Raw genomic sequence first — 18,701 nt, 5'->3', positions numbered from 1 at the left:
GGCCGTGTGACCATGGGTGACGTGCCAGAGCAGACCGAATCCGAGACCCTCACCACGGCGACACCGGACGCCATGGGGACAGTGCGGGACTCGGCAGACCTGGTCGTACCGGAGGAGCCGCCGAAGATGTACCGGCGGCGCCCCGGCAGGGCGTTGGCCGGTGTAGCCGGGGGGCTCGCCGACCACCTCGGGGTCAAGGTGCTGTGGGTACGGGCCGTGTTCGCCATGCTGGCCGCGCTCGGGGGAGCCGGATTGCTGGCCTACGGCCTGCTGTGGGTGTTCGTGCCACAGTCGAGGGAGGAAACGACAGCCCCGTCGAGCAGGGAGCGTCAGCAAGCCGCCGGCCTGCTGGCGCTGGGGGTGGGGCTGGCGGCCGTCAGCGGTGCGGTGACCGGGCTGTTCAACGGCTGGGTCGCCGGACCACTGGCGGTGGCGTTGATCGGTGCCGCGGTCGTCTGGCGGGAGGCGGACGAGTCGCAGCGCCGCCGCTGGCGCGCGGGGGCCAAGTCGGGGGTGACCGGCGCGTTGCTGGGGGGCGGCGGCTGGTCGGCCGCGTTCCGCATCCTGGCCGGGGTCGCACTGGTGATGACGGGGATCGCCGTCGTCGTGTGGCAGGGGGGCGATCTCGGCCAGGTGCAGTTCGCACTGGTCGCGGTGGTCGCGACGCTGATCGGCGTGGCGGTGCTGACCGTGCCGTTCTGGGTGCGGATGGTGCGCGACCTCGGCGAGGAGCGCCGGGCCCGCATCCGGACCGAGGAACGGGCCGAGATCGCCGCGCACCTGCACGACTCGGTCCTGCAGACGCTGGCGCTGATCCAGAAACAGGCCGACCAGCCCAGGGAGGTGGCGCGGCTGGCCCGCAGCCAGGAACGGCAGCTGCGGGGGTGGCTGTACGGGCCGGCGGGCTACGGCAACAAGGACCGGGCGGCCGAACCGCCGCCGCCCGGTGCCGCGTCGGGGCCGTCCGGGCAGCTGTCCGAGGCGATCGCGGTCGCCTGCGGCGAGGTGGAGGACACGTTCGCCATCTCGGTGCAGCAGGTCGTCGTGGGCGACACCGAGCTGGACGAGCGGCTGGCCGCGCTGGTGCTGGCCACCCGCGAGGCCATCGTCAACGCCGCCAAGCACGCCGGGGTGGACGAGGTCAGCGTGTTCGCCGAGGTCGAGCCGACGGCGGTCACGGTGTTCGTCCGCGACCGCGGCAAGGGCTTCGACCCGGACGCCGTCTCCGACGACCGGCACGGCCTGGCCGACTCGATCCGCGGCCGGATGGAACGCAACGGGGGGACCTGCAAGCTGCGCACCGCTCCCGGCGAGGGGACCGAGGTCCAGCTGGGGATGCCGCTCAAGGTGGGGAAGGCGGCGTGACCCCGTATCCTCGGCCACGGACACGTCTCGGGAGGCGGACATGACGCAGAGCGAACAGCGGCGCGGGCCGGTAGCGGTGTTCCTGGTCGATGACCACGCCCTGTTCCGCGCCGGGGTGCGCGCCGAACTGGAGTCGATCACCGAGGAGGTGAGCGTCGTCGGTGAGGCGGGCTCGGTGGCCGAGGCGGTCGCCGGGATCACCCGCACGCGCCCGCAGGTGGTGCTGCTGGACGTGCACATGCCCGACGGCGGCGGCGCGGAGGTGCTGCGCAGGCTGCGGCCCGAGCTGCCCGACGTCGTGTTCCTCGCGTTGTCGGTGTCCGACGCCGCCGAGGACGTGATCACCGTGATCCGCGCGGGCGCGCGCGGCTATGTCACCAAGACGATCTCCTCGAAGGAACTGGTCCGCGCGATCGTCCGGGTCGCCGACGGCGACGCGGTGTTCTCGCCGCGGCTGGCCGGTTTCGTGCTCGACGCGTTCGCCGACCGGCCGGGCTCCGCGCCGATCAGCGACCCCGAGCTGGACCTGCTGACCCCGCGCGAGCGCGACGTGCTGCGCCTGCTCGCCCGGGGCTACGCCTACAAGGAGATCGCCTCCGAGCTGTTCATCTCGGTGAAGACGGTGGAGACCCACGTGTCCAGCGTGTTGCGGAAGACGCAGCTGTCCAACCGCTACGAGCTGTCCCGGTGGGCTTCCGACCGCAGGCTGGTCTAGTGTCCCGCACCGGATTTCCGGTGCGGGACATTAGCTTCGCGCGGGTTCCGCGACGGCTTCCAGTGCCGCCGACCGGCGTTTGACGCGGGTCAGCGCGACCCCGGCCAGCACCACCACCATTCCCGCGATCACCCGCAGGTCGACGTTCTCGCCCAGGAACACGGCGCCGAGCAGGACGGACACCACCGGCAGCAGGTAACCGACCGCAGACGCCGCCACCGCGCCCTCGGTGGCCAGCAGCTGGTAGTTCAGCGCGAACGCGACGCCGGTGGAGAACAGGCCGAGCATGGTCACCGCGATGATCGCGCCGATGTCCAGGTGCACCGGGGTCATCCCGCCGACCGGCATCGCCAGCGCCAGGAATCCGCTGGCCAGCAGCATCTGCGTGCCGGCGAGCGCCACCGGCGACTCACCGCTGCCGGACAGGAAACGCTCCTCGTAGACGAACACCACGCCGTAGCTCGCCGACGCCGCCAGGCAGGCCAGCGCGCCCCAGCTGACCAGGCCGGACGCCTGCCACGGCGCGAAGATGACCACGGTGCCCGCGATGCCCAGCAGCAGCCCGGTCAGCCGCGTGGCCGACAGGTCGCGGTCCATCCGCCAGAGCACCGCGGTGAGCAGCGCCCACAGCGGAGTGGTCGAGTTGATGACGCCGGTGATGCCGGAGTCGACGGTCTGCTCACCGATGGCGAACAGGGTGAACGGCACCGCGCAGTGCAGGAGCGCGGCGACGGTGAGGTGGCCCCAGATCGGACCGCGCCCTGGCAGGCGTCCCCGGCGCAGGTAGACCAGGCCGATCAGCACGGCGGCGCCCAGCGCGACCCTGCCGAGTACCAGCTGAACGGGGGAGAAGGCGTTCAGCGCGAGCTTGATCCACAGGAAGCTGGAACCCCACATCAGGGCCAGTGCGGCCATCCGCAGCAACGTCCGAACCTCGGTCACCTTCGCAGCTTCGGGCAGCGGATAGCTGAAGACAAGCGACTAAAACTGTAGGGATCGTTAAGCTGCGCTGTAAGATGGCCGTGTGCTGGACGTTCGCCGTCTTCAGGTGCTCAGAGCCGTCGTGACCAGCGGTTCGATCAGTGCCGCTGCCCGGAATCTGGGATACACGCCGTCCGCTGTCAGCCAGCAGCTGGCCACCCTGGAGCGGGAGGCTGGGATCGAGTTGCTGGAGCGCGCCGGCCGCGGGGTCCGGGCGACGGCGGCGGGTCTGCTGCTGTCCGGGCACGCCGAGGAGGTGACCGCGCAGCTGGCCAAGGCCGAAGCCGAACTGGCCGAGCTGAAGGCGGGCCGCACCGGCAGGCTGGCCATCCGCTACTTCGCCACGGCCGGCGCCGCGCTGCTGCCGCCCGCCGTCGCGGCCGTGCGTACCGAGTTCCCCGGCGTGCGGCTGGACCTGCGCCTGTTCGAGCCGGACGACCCGGTGCCGCAGGTGGTTTCCGGCGAGGCGGACGTCGCCATCGTCGTGTCGCCGCGGTTGCGGCCCGTTCCGGACGGCGTCGAGGTCGTCCACCTGCTCGACGATCCCTATCGTGCGGTCCTGCCCGCCGGGCATCCGCTCGCCGAGCGGGCCGTCGTCGACCTCGCCGACCTGGCCGAGGAGCCGTGGGTGGGCAACGAGCCGTTCGTCGGCCCGTGCCGGGAGCTGATCCTCAAGGCGTGCGGCGCGGCCGGGTTCGCGCCGCGGTTCACCGTGGAGGCCGACGACTTCGAGACCGCGCAGGGCTTCGTCGCGGCGGGCGTCGGCGTGACGCTGCTGCCGGAGCTGGGGCTGGACCGGCCGCACCCGGGCGTGGTGGTCCGCAAGGTGACCCGGCCGGAGCCGGTGCGAGCCATCGCCGCCGCGGTCTCCACCAGGGCCCGCGACCGCCCGGTCGTGCGCCGCCTGCTGGCCGAACTCGCCGTCGTCCGCCGCCCCGCCCCGGCGTCTTTAGCGGGCTAAAGACGCCGTCACATCAGGAAGAAGACCTCGACGACGCCGATGCCGACACTCACGGCCACGATGACGGCCAGCGCGATCAGGATCCAGCGGCGCACCAGCTGCGGGTCGAGCTGCTTGCGCGGCGGTACCGGAGCCTGACCGCCGACGGCGGTCGGCTGGTGCACCTGGGGCGGCTGCCCCTGATAACCGGGGTGCCCCGGCTGTCCGGGCGGCGGGAAGTGCGGGCGCGGCATGGCCGGAGCCGTCGGCGGGATGAACGCCTGCTGGTTGCCCTCGGTGATGGCGCTCAGCGACGCGATCGTGTCGGCCATCGTCGGCCGCAGGCCGGGTTCGGTACGCAGCAGCTTCAGCAGGGCGCCGGTCAGCGCGCCGGTGTGCTTCGGCGGCACCTGTGGCTGCAGCCCGTCCGCGCCGCACGGCGGCACTCCCTCGACGGCCGCGAACAGCGTCGCACCCAGCGAGTACGCGTCCGACGCGCTCGTCGGCAGCTCACCCCTGGCCACCTCCGGCGCGCGGTAGGCCGGGTCGGACCAGCCGGAGATGCCGATGTCGGTCAGCTTGACCCCGCCGTCGTCGGCCAGCAGGACGTTGCCCGGCTGCAGGTTGCGGTGCGGCACCCCGGCCTGGTGCGCGGCGGTGAGCGCCTTGCCCAGCTGGATGCCGAGGAACGCCGCCTGCTCGGGGGTGAGCGTCCCGTGCTCGGCGAGGAACTCGACCATGTTGCGGGAGGGCACGTACTCCATCGTCAGCCACACGTCCGGCCCGTCGCGGACCACGTCGTGGACGGTGATCGCACACGGGTGGTCGACGCGCATCGCGTCGTGGCCCTGCTGCAGCGCGACGGCACGGGAACGCTCGGCCTGGGCCTCGTCCTGCCCGGGCGGCAGGTACATCCGCTTGGCGGCGACCGTCCGGTGCAACCTGGTGTCGTAGGCCAGCCACACGATTCCACCGCGCCCTCGGCCGATCGGCTGATCCAGCCGATAGCGGCCGCCGACGAGCGCGCCCTGGGAGCCTGCTGCACCCACTGAATTACCCCGCGTCATACCGATGGTCATGGTCGATAACCCACACTAACGGGTGAGCGACGGTGCCCGCCGCAATGGTCGTGACCAGGCGGTTTGTCAGGCGTTGCCGCCCGGCGGCGGCGACTCGGTTGACGATTGTGTGGAGGTTGGCGTGTTGCGCGTCGGCGACGTCGTCTTGGTCGGCTCGTTGGTCTGCGAGTTACCGGGCCCTTCGTTCTCCGAGGTCCGGGTGTTGCCGTTGCCCGGGTTCGGCCGCCTGCTGCTGGTGGTCTCGTTCTCCGACGACTGGGTCGTGCTCTCGGTCGGGCTGATCACGCTCGTCGAGGCGTCCGTCGGGCTGCTCACCGGCGACTGGCTGGTCGACGGCGCCGGACCGGCTGGCTGCTCGGTGTTGCCCTGCGAGTTGCCGCTGAGCAGCCACACCGTGACCGCCGCACCCACGACGACCGCCGCGGCCGTCGCGATCGCCGCTGGCTTCTTCCAGCCGGCCTTGCGCTCCTCGACGGGCTCGGGCGGGTAGTCGTCGTAGTAGTCGTCGACGGCGGCCGGGGCGACGGCGCGGGTGGCGTCCGGGTCCGCAGGCGTGGCGGCGACCATCGTCGCGCCGTCCGCCCTCGGGTAGCTGTCGTAGTCGTCCTCGGGGTAGTCGCCCGCGGGCGGGTAGCCGTCCTCCGGCTCGTCGTCGTAGTAGCCGCCGACCGGGGTGGCGGCCTCCAGGGTGCCCGAGCGTGCCCCGGCGAGGTCGTCCTCGTCCAGGTCGCCTGCCAGGGCCGCGCCCACGGCACCACCGGCCGCCGCGGCACCGACCGCGCCGACGGCCCTGGTGCGGTCGTCGGCAGGCCCGCCGAGCGGCGTCTCGCCCCTGGCGACGGCGTCGAGCAGTTCCTCGCACTCCTCGGCGGTCGGCCGGTGCGCGACGTCCGGGTGCAGCATCACGGCGAGCACGCTGGTCATCGGGCCGGACTGGCGGGGCGGGTTGATCTGGCCTGCGGCGACGGCGTGCAGCAGGCCCAGCGTGTTCTCGCTCAGCCCGAACGGCGGCTGGCCCTCGCAGGCCGCGTACAGCGTCGAGCCGAGGGAGAACACGTCCGACTCCGGCCCGGGGTCGCCGCCGATGGCGACCTCGGGGGCCAGGTAGGCGGGGGTGCCGGCGATCATGCCGGTCTTGGTGACGGTGACGTCGTCCTTGGCGCGGGAGATGCCGAAGTCGGTGATCTTCACGTGGCCGTTGCCCGCGAGCAGGATGTTGCCCGGCTTGATGTCGCGGTGCACGATGCCGACCGCGTGCGCCTCCTTGAGCGCCGCCGCGATCTGCGCGCCGATCCTGGCGACCTCCATCGGCGGGAGGGTCCGGTGCTCCTGCAGTGCCTGGGCGAGGCTGGTGGAGTTGAGGTACTCCATGATCAGGCAGGGCTGGCCGTTGTCGTCGGTGACGACGTCGAACACCGTGATCGCGTTCGGGTGATGCAGCCGCGCCGCGATCCGGCCCTCGCGCATGGTGCGCTGTCTGGCGTCCTCGGCCTCGTGGTCCTCCAGCCCCGGTTGCAGCAGCAGCTGCTTGATCGCCACGGTGCGACCGAGCACCTCGTCGTGCGCCTGCCAGACGGCACCCATGGCGCCCGTGCCGATCCGCTGGACGATGCGGTATCGGTCGGCGACCAGGCGACCCTCGTCGCTCACGCGACCTCCTTCTGGGGGCTGGGTGTCCGGCGCGGCCATTCGCCCGAACACTGCCCTGGAGCGTATGCACATCGTGATGGTCTGTGGGCCGGTTTGCCGAGACCAATTCGCAACTAGGCTAGGCCCTCACTCTGTGCACACACATTCGGCACCGGGTCACGAAACGTGCTGGGCCGACAACAGTCGCGCGTCGATGATCGTCCCGGGCCGGCTTTCGGAGAACCGCAGCAGCTGGACGATCCGCAGGTGCCTGCCGTCCGGCTGGACCAGGGTGACCACGGCGCGGACGACGCCGTCCGCCTGCGTGGTGACGTCCTCGACGCGGACCGACTCCATCGCGCTCCACGAACGCACCAGCTCGCCGGTCTGGCCGCCGATGAGGCTGGTGGCGAGCATCCCCAGCGCTTCGGTCGGGGAGCGGTCGACGAGTTCGTAGAACCGTTCCACCAGTTCGACCGGGTTCGTCGAGTACGCCGAGGTCATGCCGGTGCTGCCCGGGGTGGTGCCGGTCGTGCCGGAGGTCGAACCGGCGATCTCCGTCTGCGCCGGGGTGCCGCCCGGCTTTTCGCCCGCCCCGGCCGGAAGTGTGCCTGTCTGGCTGGTCGTGGCGGTGGTGTCGTGGGGATGGTCGTGGTCGTGCGGCAGCACCTCGCCGGCGCCGGGCGAGGCGAAGCCACCCAGCGCGGCGACGCCGGTGATCTCCGGCGGCTGGGCGTTGTGGTGTGCGTGGCCGGGCGGGTTGACGAGTTCGCTGTCGGCCAGTGCGGCGGTGACCACCGCGGCCGACAGCAGGGTGGCCGCGCCCAGCAGCCCGATCAGCTTGGCCCGGCGCGCGAGCCTGCTCTCCGGCTGCTCGGGCTCCGGGTCGGCGGGTGGTGCTTCGTCGGTGCGTGGCGCGGGCAGGAAGTTCTGCGGGCTGCGCAGCACCTTCTCCAGGTACTCACGGTCGACGGCGGCGTCGTCCAGCAGGTCGGCGGGGACGACATCCTCCAGCCGGACGTCGTCCGGTGCCGGTCTCGTCGAGTGCGGTTCGTGCACGGGGCTGTTCGCCTTTGGGTCGCGGTAGGGACTTTCTCGCCTGGGGACAGGTAACCGTGTGAACACTCCCTGGAGCCAGGTTCGATCGGTGGAGGGTACTCCGCGAACGACGAGCGGCACTCACTGTCACCCACGTAGACCAGTCCCGCGTACGGCGAATGGCCTACGCGCGCTCGGTCTCGACCTTCGCTCCCTCGCCGAAGGTCAGGGTGCGCTTCTCGACCGACTTGGTGCCGTCCTTGTGCACGACCTCGACGGTGCTGACGGTCATGCCCTCGCCCTCGTACTGGTGCACGTCGACGTGCTTGACCTGGAAGTACGCGACGTCGGAGTAGCGTTTCTCCAGCCCGTCCGGGCCCTGCTGGCGCAGTTCGCCGCCGGTCATGGAGTGGGCGCCCTCGGGGTTCTCGGTGACCATGTCGTAGAACTGCTGCGACTGTTTGGCCAGTGTTTCCGGCTGGTTCACCGGCGCCGTCCAGTACCTGGTCTTGTCGGCCTCCCAGGACGCCCGGCTGGGGCCGGGTTTCTGCGGGACCGGCCTGGTCGTCGTGGACGGCGTGGTCGTCGAGCGGGGCCGCGAGGTGTCCGATCGGGAGCCGGTCAGCGACGAGGTGTCCGCCGGGATGCTGGTGGCGGTCGAGCCGGAGGTCTCCGACGACAGCGGTGTGCCGCTGTCGCTCGACTGGTCCAGCGGTAGCTCGCCCTGGATCAGCGGGGCGCCGCCGCCACGTTCTCCGGGCCAGCCGTTGATGATCTGCTGGCCCTCGGGCCGGTCGACCAGGAACGAGCCGGCCAGCAGCAGCGCGACGACCACGCCGCCGGAGGAGACGGTGGCGAACCAGGCCGCCTTGCGCCAGGTACGCGGCGGGGTGACCGACGCGGGCACCGAGCCGAGGTCGAACGTGCTCAGCCCGTCCGGCTGCGGGGCGACGTAGATGCGGGCGGGATCGTCGGCGTCCGGGCTCAGTTCGGCTACTTCGGTGAACGCGACCGGAGCGGGGACCGGCTCGGGTTCGGGAGGGGCGGGGATGAGCGTGACCTTGGTGCGCTTGGGGGGTTCGCTCGGCTGCTCGGTACGCGGGACCGGCAGCGGGTCGGCCTCGGGGAGCGGGAGCAGGCCGCTCGTGGAGCCGTGGCTGGGGTCGGGCTGCCTGCCCGCCTCCAGGATGCGGGAGATCAGCGGAGTCGGGAGCGACCCGGAGATCTGCTCGTGGTGGTTGTGCCGGGTCCCGCCGCTTTGCGCCGGAACGGTCGGTGTCCAGGTGCCTGCGCCGACACGGTGCCTGCCGCCGCGTGTGGAGTCGGTCCTGCCCGTCATGCTGACTGGACCCCTCCTCCCCTGCCTGCTGACGGCGTTGCCGGTCCGGTTAAGCCGAACGGACGAGCGGAGCACGGGGCATCTGCACGCCATTCTGCACGCGCATCGGCGGGTGCGCGCGAGGCCTCACCGGCCACGCGCGTCAATCCAGACGCGACGGTCCGCACCTGCCCAGCCTATGAGTCTCCGCCTGCAACGGAACCCCAAAACTGCAAGTTGCAGAAAATTCACTCCGACGGGTGTCGCTGAGGTGGGAGCGGGACTGACTCAGAGTGTCACTGGACCGTCGTGACGTGGACTCAGCCTCCGCTGCGGTACTTCTGCTGGGTGGACTGGAGAGCCTTGGTCGCTACAGCTCCGCTGCCCGCCGCGAGCAGGATGGCGAGGATGTCCATCGGCACGGCGTCGCTCGCGGTGATGAGCCAGGCCAGCAGCGAGGCCGCGGTGGTGCCGCCCGCGACCGCCCACCGGCTGCGGACGTACTCCGCGACCGGTGAGCCGCCCGCGCGCGTGTTGGCCGCCTTGTTCAGCAGTGCCAGATAACCGGCGTGGCCGAGCGCGGCCAGCACACTGGCGATCGCCACGATGACGGCGATCAGGTTGATGATGGTTCCCATGACTCCACTATCCCAGCGTTCCGAAGCGGCTTTAGCGGGCTAAAGACGTGTCCTTGGCCCTCGCTTCGCTCGGGCGCGGTCGGGCCCTTCAGTCGGCGTCTTCCCTCCTCGCCGTCGCTCGCTGCGCGAGCTTGGGGCTCGTCGGTCCAGACGCCGACGGCCCGACCGGTGCGGCGCAGGCGGCTTTAGCGGGCTAAAGACGGTTCACCTGCCCAGGCGGCCACGGCCGAGGTTCAGCAGCGCCATCGCCAGCTGGCGGCCCTCCGGGCCGAGTTCGCGGTAGCGGGCCAGGACGTCCATCTCGCGGTTGTAGACGATGCGCGTTCCGCCCGCGGCCATCCGCGCCTTGCCGATGGTCTGGGACACCTCGACGCGGCGTTTGACCAGCCGCAGGATCTCGGCGTCCAGCCAGTCGATCTCCTCGCGCAGCGCCGAGATGTCCTCGGAGGAGGGCAGGGCGTCCTGAGCGTTCATCGGGGCTTCTCCTTCTTCCGGAGGCCCGCCGGATCCCTGAGCCGACGAAGCCCCGGGTCCGTGGACTCCGGGGCTCGGGGTGAATGGGGTTTCTGGCACTACACCATCACGGGAGCCGGAGTCCGGGTCCCGTAGAAAAATCGCCTGGTGTGAGCGTGCACGACCCAGATACTACACAGCTCGCGCGGCGCGCACCCTCGCGTGCACGATCAGGCTGACCGCCAGCCAGAACATCGGCATGGCCGGCCAGAAGAACGGCACGCCGGAGATGACCCACCGCACCACCAGCAGCACCGCGATCACCGCGGCGACCGCCGCGTGCACCCGCAGCGCGGGATGGGCGGGCCACCTGACGGCACGGCGCCGGGACGGCCGGGCGTCGTTCCCGCGCTCCGGCAGATCTCCGGTCAGCCGCGCCAGTTCGTCGGTGTAGACCGCGGCGTACACGGCCGCGACCCGCTCGTCGGTCTCGGCGAGCGTGAGCCTGCCTTCGCTGCCCGCGGCCTGGATCCGCGTGGCCACCTGTTCGCGTTCGGCGTCCGACGCCCTGGTCCTGCCTGCCGGGATGTCGGGAAGTTCGGGAGTGGTCATGTCGTCGATGGTGCGCCGGGCGAACGGGCCACCGCGTCGGACGGCGAGCGGCAGTTGTGCCTACGCCTGGTGCGGTACACCGTCGGCCCCGGCGAGTAGCGTGGACACCTGATGAACACCCTCTTCGACCTCCCCGCCCAGACCCCGCCCGCAGGCAGGCACGCCGAGCTGCTCGACGACCTCAACCCGGCCCAACGCGAGGCGGTCACGCACGCCGGTGCGCCGCTGCTGGTGGTCGCCGGGGCCGGTTCCGGCAAGACCCGGGTGCTGACCAGGCGGATCGCCTACCTGCTGGCGGAGCGCGACGCGCATCCCGGGCAGATCCTGGCGATCACGTTCACCAACAAGGCCGCCGCCGAGATGCGGGACCGGGTGAGCGAGCTGGTCGGCAGGCGCGCCAACGCGATGTGGGTGTCCACGTTCCACTCCATGTGCGTGCGGATCATGCGCAGGGAGGCGAAGACGCTGGGGATGTCGTCCAGCTTCTCGGTCTACGACGCCGACGACACCAAGCGGCTCATCACGCTGGTGGCCAGGGATCTCGACCTCGACCCCAAGCGCTACCCGGCCCGCACGCTGGCCGTGCACATCTCGAACCTGAAGAACGAGCTGCAGTCGGCCGACGACGCCGCCGCGGCCGCGACCAACGACCTGGAGCGCCGGGTCGCCGAGGTGTACGCCGAGTACCAGCGCAGGCTGAAGCTGGCCAACGCGTTCGACTTCGACGACCTGATCATGCGCACCGTCGAGCTGCTGCAGGTGTTCCCGGAGACGGCCGAGCACTACCGCAGGCGGTTCCGGCACGTCCTGGTCGACGAGTACCAGGACACCAACCACGCGCAGTACACCCTGGTGCGCGAGCTGGTCGGCACCGAGGTCACCGAGTCCGGCGTCGAGCCGGCGGAGCTGTGCGTGGTGGGTGACGCCGACCAGTCGATCTACGCCTTCCGCGGCGCCACGATCCGCAACATCGAGGAGTTCGAGCGGGACTTCACCGACGCGCGGACGATCATGCTGGAGCAGAACTACCGTTCCACGCAAACGATCCTGTCCGCCGCCAACGCGGTCATCTCGCGCAACCCCAACCGCAGGGACAAGCGGCTGTGGACCGACGCGGGCGACGGCGAGAAGATCGTCGGCTACGTCGCCGACAACGAGCACGACGAGGCCGCGTTCGTCGCGGGCGAGATCGACGCGCTCGCCGACTCCGGTGCCATCCACTACTCCGACGTGGCGGTGTTCTACCGGACCAACAACCAGTCGCGGGTGTTCGAGGAGATCTTCATCCGGCTCGGGCTGCCGTACCGGGTCGTCGGCGGCGTGCGGTTCTACGAGCGCCGTGAGGTCCGGGACATGCTGGCGTACCTGCGGGTGCTGGCCAACCCGGAGGACACGGTCAGCTTGCGGCGGATCCTCAACGTGCCCAAGCGGGGCATCGGCGACCGGGCCGAGGCCGTGGTGGCCACCCACGCCGAACGCCAGCGGATCTCCTTCGCCGCGGCGCTGCGGGCCGCGTCCGCGGGCGAGGTGCCGTTGCTCAACCCGCGGTCGCAGCGGGCGATCAGCGGGTTCGTCGAGCTGCTGGACGGGCTGACCGGGCTGGTGGACGAGGGCAGGGAGGTCGCCGACGTCCTGGAGGAGATCCTCGACCGCACCGGCTACCGCCAGGAGCTGGAGGACTCCGACGACCCGCAGGACGCCTCCCGGGTCGACAACCTGACCGAACTGGTGACCGTGGCAAGGGAGTTCACCGAGGCCGCGGTCCAGGCCGCCGAGGCAGGGCCAGCCGACGAGGGGCTGCCGCAGCCGGGGTCGCTGCCCGCGTTCCTGGAGCGGGTCGCCCTGGTCGCCGACGCCGACTCCATCCCCTCGCCCGACGAGGAGGGCGGTGCCGACGCCGGTGTGGTCACCCTGATGACCGTGCACACCGCGAAGGGCCTGGAGTACCCGGTGGTGTTCTGCACCGGCTGGGAGGACGGCGTGTTCCCGCACCTGCGGGCGCTGTCGGATCCCAAGGAGCTGGCCGAGGAGCGCAGGCTGGCCTACGTGGCGATCACCAGGGCGCGGCAGCGGCTGTACGTGTCGCGTGCGCTGATGCGCACCGCGTGGGGCCAGCCGATGACGAATCCCGAGTCCCGCTTCCTCGACGAGATTCCCGCCGACCTGCTCGACTGGCGCCGGGCGGCGCCGAAGCAGTCCGGCTCGCCGAGGGCGGCGACCACCTGGGGCCGCCGTTCGTCGTTCGGAGCGGACTCCGCGCAGGCGGGCATCGCCGAGCGCGGGATGCGGACGACGTCGTTCAAGGGCTGGAAGGACACCGTCGCGCTGAAGCTGGAGGTCGGCGACCGGGTCAGCCACGACAAGTACGGCCTGGGCACCGTGGTGGCCGCGGACGGCACCGGCCCGAGGGCGACGGCGACCATCGACTTCGGCGCCTCCGGGAAGGTCAAGCTGATGCTGATCGGCAGCGTCCCCATGGTGAAGCTCTAGCCGCAGCCGCCTCCCGGCGGAGACATCGGGAGGCGGGCTCCACCTGTGGGTGATGGAAACTGTCGGACCGCCCTGCTATACCTGAGTCGAACAAGAGTTCGAAGGTTTACGACCCGGGAGGCAGGGGGTACAGGATGCGCGGGAGCGACGAGACGGGGCCGGGGGGCCGCGGCAGCAGGCTCACGCGCGGCACCAGGACCGCGCGGTGGGCACGACGTGTCGGCTGCCCACCGCGGCCGGGAGCGGCGCCGAAGGGCGCCGTACGGGATGAGTTACAGCGAGACGCCGCGCTCGCGCAGCCAGGACCGGGGGTCGATCTTCTTGCTGCCGCCGGACCAGACCTCGAAGTGCAGGTGCGGGCCGGTGGACTGGCCGCGGTTGCCGACCTCGGCGATCTGCTGGCCAGCCTTGACCTTCTGGCCGACGCGGACCGAGTAGTCGTTCATGTGCCCGTAGACGTGCACGGTGCCGTCGCTCATCTGGATGCGTACCCACAGGCCGAAACCGCTGGCCGGGCCAGCCTCGATGACGGTGCCGTCGGCCGCGGCCAGGATCGGCGTGCCGATCGGGGCGGCGAGGTCGATGCCGTTGTGGCTCGTGCCCCACCGGGCACCGAAGCCTGAGGTGAACCGGGCCGCGGGGCACGGGTTCACGACCTTGGGGCGCTTGGCCTCTTCCGCGGCCTTGCGGGCGGCTTCCGCCTCGCGCTTCTCACGGGCGTTGGTGACGCTCTCGCTGTCGGTGAGCTTCTCGACCTCGGCCGACGCGTCGGTGCTGCGCGACACCGGCAGCAGTTCCGGGGTCGCGGTGCCGACGACGCTGGTGTCGCCACCCACGCCGAAGGAGGCGCTGGCGTCCTGCGCGCTGGCCAGGGGCTGAACCTTGGTGTCGGACTCGCCCGAGGCCAGGGACTGGAGGGTCGATCCGGCTGCGGCGGCGGCGAACGCGCCGGCTGCCACGGCGGCAACCACGACCCGGCCACGCAGCGCTGAAGGCGGCGGGGGGAGCCGGTGGGTGCCCCGGACCCGAACGACCGCACCGTCCAGTGCGTCTTCGAGTGCCGGGGAAGGAGCTTGGCCGCCGGGGGAGCGGTGTCGAGCCAAGACAGGGCCTTCCGTACTCGGGGGTCAGATCGGCGGGACGTATCGGGCGGGGGATCCCGATGGGCAACCCCGGGGGTGGTTGCCCGCCATCCCATTCGTGACCTGACTGTAATGGGGACCGGGGGACAGTAACGAAGGGGCACCGGTGAGAGCAAGATCCGGCTGGCGTGTCGGCCGAATGATGCTTGCGCTTCGACGCTTCAACTGCAGGTATAACCCAACGTAGAGGAGGAATTACTCCGTCAGTGTGACTTGTGTTACAGCTGCGCAACCCTTGGGTAGTCCTTGAGGTTGCCCACGGCGGGTGTCGGGAAGGCGAAATCCAGTTGCCAGACCCGGCCGCACGGCTCGCCGTGACACGTGCGGGAAGGGGTCCGCCGGCGCTTGCTAGCGTCGCCCGCGATGACTTCCCGTCCGAGGACCCGCTCGTCCCGTCCGTCGTCCGCCGCACCGTCCGGTCCGGCGATCGGCGCCACGCTGGAGGAGCGCTGGTCCGCCACGCTGCAGGTGGCGACGGCGCTGCTCGTGGTGGCGACCGGCCTGCTGTGCGCCGGCTATGCCCTGCCGGTGCTCGAAGGCGCGGCTGATCGCGGGTTCGGCAGCGGACCGCTGCTGATCGCCCTGGCTCTGCTGCCGCTGGCTGTCTCGCTGCTGCTGGCGGCCCGGGGCCGGACGACGGCGCTGGCCGGCCTGATCGTGGGCGCCGCCGCGCTCGCACCCGGCCGGGCACTGGTCGACCTCCAGTTCGCGGTCGACGGCTCGGCCACCGCGCGGCCCGAGCTGTACCTGCCGACGACCCTCGGCTCGCCCGCGCCCGCCGCCGGATGGTGGCTGCTGATGGCCGGGCACGTCGTGTGGGTCGCGGCCGGTGCGTTCGCCGTGGCGCACAGCCGCGCCGAGACCGAGGCGCTGAGCGAGGGCGACCGCGAGGTGCGGGCCCGGGGCTGGGCGGTCGTCGCGCTCGCTGCGGTGCTGCTGGCCGTCGTCGGCCTGCTCATGGCGCCGGTGGGGTCCACCTCGGTCTACCTGGTGGCGGGCGGGGCGTTCGAGAGCTCGTCCCTGGTGCTCGCGGGCGGGCTGCTGATGGCCGCGACCGTGCCGCTGGCGATGGTGGTCGCGTTCATCTCGGGCTCGGCGTCGGTGGTCAGGGGCGTTCTCGTCGGCCTGGCCACGGTGCTGGTGGCGATCGCGGTGCCGAACCTGGTCAGCGCGGCCGTCGTGCCGGTGGTCACCCTGGCCGCCGGACCGGTCGTGCTGCTGGCCGCCGCCGTGCTGCTGGCCGTGACGGCCGCGACCCGGCTCGGCGACGTGTCCTCGCCCGCGGATCCGGCCGACGGACCGCAGCGGCTGCCCGGCAGTGGCCGGGTCGCCTGGGTGACGGCCGTGCTGGCCGTCGTCGCGGGGGCCGCCGCCGTGCTCGGGGGTACGACCGAGCAGCTCGCCGGCGTCGCCCTGGTCGAAGGGCTGCCGCCGGCGAAGGTGCCGGAGTCGCCCGCGACCGGCCTGCTCGTCACGGCCGGAGTGGTCGTCGGCCTGCTCGGCCTCGCCGTGTTGCTGCCGAAGGTGGGCCGGGCGTGCCGTCCGGTGCTGGCGGTGGCGTGGGTCGTGGTGCCGGTCGCCGGGACCGCCGTGCTGGACACCGCCGCGACGGCCACCGAGGTGAGCCGGCTGGTGACCGTCGGCCCCGGCGTGTGGTGGACCGTTGTCGCCATGGTCGCCGCTGCGTCGGCTGCGGTGGCGGCCGTGGTCGGCGGCATGATCGAGCGTGAGGAAGCCGACGACGCGGTCGCGAGCCGGGCCAGGCCGGCGTCCGGACGTGGCGGCGAACCGGTGCGATCCGGAACCTCGGGCCGCCACCTGGCGCCACTGGTCGTGACGGCCGTGCTGACCATCGCCGCCTTCGTGACCCCGGTCGTGTCGGCACCCGACTACACCGCGCCGACGGCCCTGACGCTGAAGGCCGTCTCCTGGGCGGGGCTGCTGCTCGCCCTGCTCGTCCTGCTGGGCGCGCAGCTGGCCGCCGCCTACACCCGCCCCGGGCTCACCACCGGTCTGCTGGCGGGTTCCGTCGTGGTGCTCGGCTTCCGGGCGGTGGAACTGCCGCTGGTCGGCGGCAACATCGCCGGCTCGGCTCCCGCGGTCGGCCTCTGGCTGGCACTGGCCGCGGTCGTCGCGCTGGTGATCGCCGCGGTGGCCGGCCGCGCCGGGGCGCTGCGGTGATCCGGGTCCTGCTCGCCGACACCGGCGCCGGCGGCCTCGGTGAACTGGCCAGGCGGTTGCGGGACGCGGGCGCCGAGGTGATCGTGCTCGGCGACGCGGGCCCGGTGCCGCACCTGGTGCGCGCGGTCGAGCAGGAGGACCCGGCGCTCGTCGGGATCGGCCCCGACCTGTCCGGCGCCGCGGAGCTGGCCGCGGCGCTGCCGGGCCGCGTGGTGTTCGGCTACGGCGAGGCCCCCGCGGGCACCGCGCTCACCCGGGTGTTCACCGACCCGGGGCTGGCCGCCGACTGGGTGACCACGGTGGCGGTCGAGGCGATCTGCACCACAGATCCCAGGTCGCGGGCACCCCGGTGACCGAGTTCACCGGGTGCGGAGTCCCCGCCTCCGGCGCCGGTCGCTAGGGTCGGGACGTCCCAGCAGCAGCACAGTGCAGCGCAGCGCTTCGCACGCAGCACCGCGGCGTGTCGTCAGGAGACTGGAGTAGTGGATCTCTACGAGTACCAGGCGAAGGATCTCTTCGCCGCCCACGGCGTGCCGGTTCTTCCCGGCTCCGTGGCGAGCAACACCGACCAGGCCCGCGCCGAGGCCGAGAAGATCGGCGGCAAGGTCGTCATCAAGGCCCAGGTGAAGACCGGTGGCCGCGGCAAGGCGGGCGGCGTGAAGCTGGCCGACACCCCGGCCGAGGCCGAGGAGAAGGCCGGAGCCATCCTCGGGATGGACATCAAGGGCCACACCGTCCACCGGGTGCTGGTGGCGCAGGCCTCCGACATCGCCGAGGAGTACTACTTCTCCTTCCTGCTGGACCGCGCCAACCGGACCTTCCTCGCCATGGCCTCCGCCGAGGGCGGCGTGGAGATCGAGCAGCTGGCCGTCGAGCGTCCCGAGGCGCTGGCCAAGGTCCCGGTCGACCCGATCGCGGGCGTCGACAAGGCCAAGGCCCTGGACATCCTGCGGCAGGGCAACTTCCCGGCCGAGGTGATCGACGAGGCCGCCGACGTGGTCGTCAAGCTCTGGGAGACCTTCGTCTCCGAGGACGCCACGCTGGTCGAGGTCAACCCGCTGGTGCGCGACCCGCAGGACAAGGTCATCGCCCTCGACGGCAAGGTCACCCTCGACGAGAACGCCGCGTTCCGTCAGCCGGGCCACGGGGCCCTGGTCGACAAGGAGGCCGAGGACCCGCTGGAGGCCAAGGCCAAGGCGAAGGACCTCAACTACGTCAAGCTGAACGGCGAGGTCGGCATCATCGGCAACGGCGCCGGCCTCGTGATGTCCACTCTGGACGTCGTGGCCTACGCGGGCGAGAAGCACGGCGGCGTGAAGCCGGCGAACTTCCTCGACATCGGCGGCGGCGCCTCGGCCGAGGTCATGGCCGCCGGCCTGGACGTCATCCTGGGCGACTCGGACGTCAAGAGCGTGTTCGTGAACGTCTTCGGTGGCATCACCGCCTGCGACGCGGTCGCCAACGGCATCGTCGAGGCGCTGAAGATCCTCGGCGACAACGCCACCAAGCCGCTCGTGGTCCGGCTCGACGGCAACAACGTCGTCGAGGGCCGGAAGATCCTGGCCGATGCCAACCACCCGCTGGTGACGCTGGTGGACACAATGGACAACGCGGCGGACAAGGCCGCCGAGCTCGCGGCGAGGGCGTGACATGGCGATTTTCCTGAACGAGAACAGCAAGGTGATCGTGCAGGGGCTCACCGGCTCCGAGGGCATGAAGCACGCCACCAAGATGATCAAGTCCGGTACCAACATCGTGGGCGGCGTCAACGCCCGCAAGGCCGGGCAGACCGTCACCATCGAGGGCAAGGACCTCACCGTCTTCGGCTCCGTCGAGGAGGCGATGAAGGAGACCGGCGCCGACGTGTCGGTCGTCTTCGTGCCGCCGAAGTTCGCCAAGGACGCCGTGATCGAGGCGATCGACGCGCAGATCGGCCTGGCCGTGGTGATCACCGAGGGCATCCCGGTGCACGACTCGGCCTACTTCTGGGCGCATGCCGTCGCGAAGGGCAACAGGACGCGGATCATCGGCCCGAACTGCCCCGGCGTGATCAGCCCGGGTAAGTCGAACGCGGGCATCATCCCGGCCGACATCACCGGTGCGGGCAGGATCGGTCTGGT

At 71.7% G+C, this 18,701-nt stretch carries 17 protein-coding genes; 8 read left to right on the top strand and 9 right to left on the bottom strand.

Annotated features, from left to right (window positions below):
* Positions 1-72: 72 nt before the first annotated feature.
* Together EWH70_RS08485 and EWH70_RS08480 are read left to right on the top strand one after the other, a co-directional pair.
* Positions 73-1,365: an ATP-binding protein gene (locus EWH70_RS08485; protein ID WP_240686910.1), complete on the top strand. Its 1,293-nt coding sequence runs from the start codon at positions 73-75 to the stop codon at positions 1,363-1,365.
* Positions 1,366-1,405: 40 nt separating this feature from the next.
* The gene (locus EWH70_RS08480; protein ID WP_130474749.1) at positions 1,406-2,080 is read left to right on the top strand and encodes a response regulator; all 675 of its coding nucleotides are present in this window, start codon (positions 1,406-1,408) and stop codon (positions 2,078-2,080) included.
* A 30-nt stretch (positions 2,081-2,110) separates the two neighbouring features.
* Here the strand turns inward: EWH70_RS08480 and EWH70_RS08475 are convergent, their stop codons facing one another.
* A complete protein-coding gene (locus tag EWH70_RS08475; protein ID WP_130474748.1) occupies positions 2,111-3,022 on the bottom strand; it encodes a DMT family transporter in 912 nt (303 codons plus the stop codon).
* A gap of 82 nt (positions 3,023-3,104) precedes the next feature.
* Between EWH70_RS08475 and EWH70_RS08470 the strand changes: the two genes are divergently transcribed.
* Entirely contained in the window at positions 3,105-4,022 is a 918-nt protein-coding gene (locus EWH70_RS08470) for a LysR family transcriptional regulator (RefSeq protein WP_130474747.1), read from the top strand.
* Between the two features lie 8 nt (positions 4,023-4,030).
* Here the strand turns inward: EWH70_RS08470 and EWH70_RS08465 are convergent, their stop codons facing one another.
* The 7 genes from EWH70_RS08465 to EWH70_RS08435 all read right to left on the bottom strand — a co-directional run bounded on the left by EWH70_RS08465 (position 4,031) and on the right by EWH70_RS08435 (position 10,768).
* Entirely contained in the window at positions 4,031-5,050 is a 1,020-nt protein-coding gene (locus EWH70_RS08465; protein ID WP_240686878.1) for a serine/threonine-protein kinase, read from the bottom strand.
* Positions 5,051-5,146: 96 nt separating this feature from the next.
* Positions 5,147-6,730, bottom strand: a complete 1,584-nt coding sequence (locus EWH70_RS08460; RefSeq protein WP_130474746.1) for a serine/threonine-protein kinase — start codon at positions 6,728-6,730, stop codon at positions 5,147-5,149.
* Positions 6,731-6,886: 156 nt separating this feature from the next.
* The gene (locus EWH70_RS08455; protein WP_130474745.1) at positions 6,887-7,768 is read right to left on the bottom strand and encodes a hypothetical protein; all 882 of its coding nucleotides are present in this window, start codon (positions 7,766-7,768) and stop codon (positions 6,887-6,889) included.
* 163 nt (positions 7,769-7,931) lie between these two features.
* Entirely contained in the window at positions 7,932-9,086 is a 1,155-nt protein-coding gene (locus tag EWH70_RS08450; RefSeq protein WP_130474744.1) for a hypothetical protein, read from the bottom strand.
* A gap of 299 nt (positions 9,087-9,385) precedes the next feature.
* A complete protein-coding gene (locus tag EWH70_RS08445; protein ID WP_205669069.1) occupies positions 9,386-9,703 on the bottom strand; it encodes a hypothetical protein in 318 nt (105 codons plus the stop codon).
* 204 nt (positions 9,704-9,907) lie between these two features.
* Complete coding sequence (locus EWH70_RS08440) at positions 9,908-10,177, bottom strand: chorismate mutase (protein ID WP_130474743.1); 270 nt, start codon at positions 10,175-10,177, stop codon at positions 9,908-9,910.
* Between the two features lie 171 nt (positions 10,178-10,348).
* On the bottom strand, positions 10,349-10,768 hold the full coding sequence (locus EWH70_RS08435; RefSeq protein WP_130474742.1) for a DUF1707 SHOCT-like domain-containing protein: 420 nt from the start codon (positions 10,766-10,768) through the stop codon (positions 10,349-10,351).
* Positions 10,769-10,879: 111 nt separating this feature from the next.
* On the opposite strand from EWH70_RS08435, the gene pcrA reads away from it, so the two are divergent.
* Positions 10,880-13,258 (top strand): DNA helicase PcrA, encoded by a 2,379-nt coding sequence (pcrA, locus tag EWH70_RS08430; RefSeq protein ID WP_130474741.1) that lies wholly within the window; start codon positions 10,880-10,882, stop codon positions 13,256-13,258.
* Between the two features lie 272 nt (positions 13,259-13,530).
* Here the strand turns inward: pcrA and EWH70_RS08425 are convergent, their stop codons facing one another.
* Positions 13,531-14,361 (bottom strand): M23 family metallopeptidase, encoded by an 831-nt coding sequence (locus EWH70_RS08425; protein WP_130474740.1) that lies wholly within the window; start codon positions 14,359-14,361, stop codon positions 13,531-13,533.
* Positions 14,362-14,763: 402 nt separating this feature from the next.
* Here EWH70_RS08425 and EWH70_RS08420 point away from each other — a divergent pair, with 402 nt between their 5' ends.
* From EWH70_RS08420 to EWH70_RS08405, 4 genes are all read left to right on the top strand, one after another.
* Positions 14,764-16,581, top strand: a complete 1,818-nt coding sequence (locus EWH70_RS08420; protein ID WP_130474739.1) for a hypothetical protein — start codon at positions 14,764-14,766, stop codon at positions 16,579-16,581.
* Entirely contained in the window at positions 16,578-16,934 is a 357-nt protein-coding gene (locus tag EWH70_RS08415; protein ID WP_130474738.1) for an ANTAR domain-containing protein, read from the top strand. Before EWH70_RS08420 ends, EWH70_RS08415 begins: the two co-directional genes overlap by 4 nt.
* Positions 16,935-17,063: 129 nt before the next feature.
* Entirely contained in the window at positions 17,064-18,230 is a 1,167-nt protein-coding gene (gene sucC, locus EWH70_RS08410; RefSeq protein WP_130474737.1) for an ADP-forming succinate--CoA ligase subunit beta, read from the top strand.
* Position 18,231: 1 nt separating this feature from the next.
* Positions 18,232-18,701, top strand: a 470-nt coding sequence (locus tag EWH70_RS08405) for a CoA-binding protein (RefSeq protein WP_205669068.1), incomplete at its 3' end; no start/stop codon positions are given.

The sequence above is a fragment of the Amycolatopsis suaedae genome, assembly GCF_004214935.1.
Classification (GTDB): domain Bacteria; phylum Actinomycetota; class Actinomycetes; order Mycobacteriales; family Pseudonocardiaceae; genus Amycolatopsis; species Amycolatopsis suaedae.
Note: the sequence above shows the minus strand (reverse complement) of the source record. Positions and strands in the feature narration are given on the sequence as shown.

Coding starts and splice junctions, on each gene's coding strand:
- EWH70_RS08485 (WP_240686910.1), top strand. CDS start 73: ATGGGGACAGTGCGGGACTCGGCAGACCTGGTCGTACCGGAGGAGCCG.
- EWH70_RS08480 (WP_130474749.1), top strand. CDS start 1,406: ATGACGCAGAGCGAACAGCGGCGCGGGCCGGTAGCGGTGTTCCTGGTC.
- EWH70_RS08450 (WP_130474744.1), bottom strand. CDS start 9,086: ATGACGGGCAGGACCGACTCCACACGCGGCGGCAGGCACCGTGTCGGC.
- EWH70_RS08445 (WP_205669069.1), bottom strand. CDS start 9,703: ATGGGAACCATCATCAACCTGATCGCCGTCATCGTGGCGATCGCCAGT.
- EWH70_RS08440 (WP_130474743.1), bottom strand. CDS start 10,177: ATGAACGCTCAGGACGCCCTGCCCTCCTCCGAGGACATCTCGGCGCTG.
- EWH70_RS08435 (WP_130474742.1), bottom strand. CDS start 10,768: ATGACCACTCCCGAACTTCCCGACATCCCGGCAGGCAGGACCAGGGCG.
- pcrA (WP_130474741.1), top strand. CDS start 10,880: ATGAACACCCTCTTCGACCTCCCCGCCCAGACCCCGCCCGCAGGCAGG.
- EWH70_RS08420 (WP_130474739.1), top strand. CDS start 14,764: ATGACTTCCCGTCCGAGGACCCGCTCGTCCCGTCCGTCGTCCGCCGCA.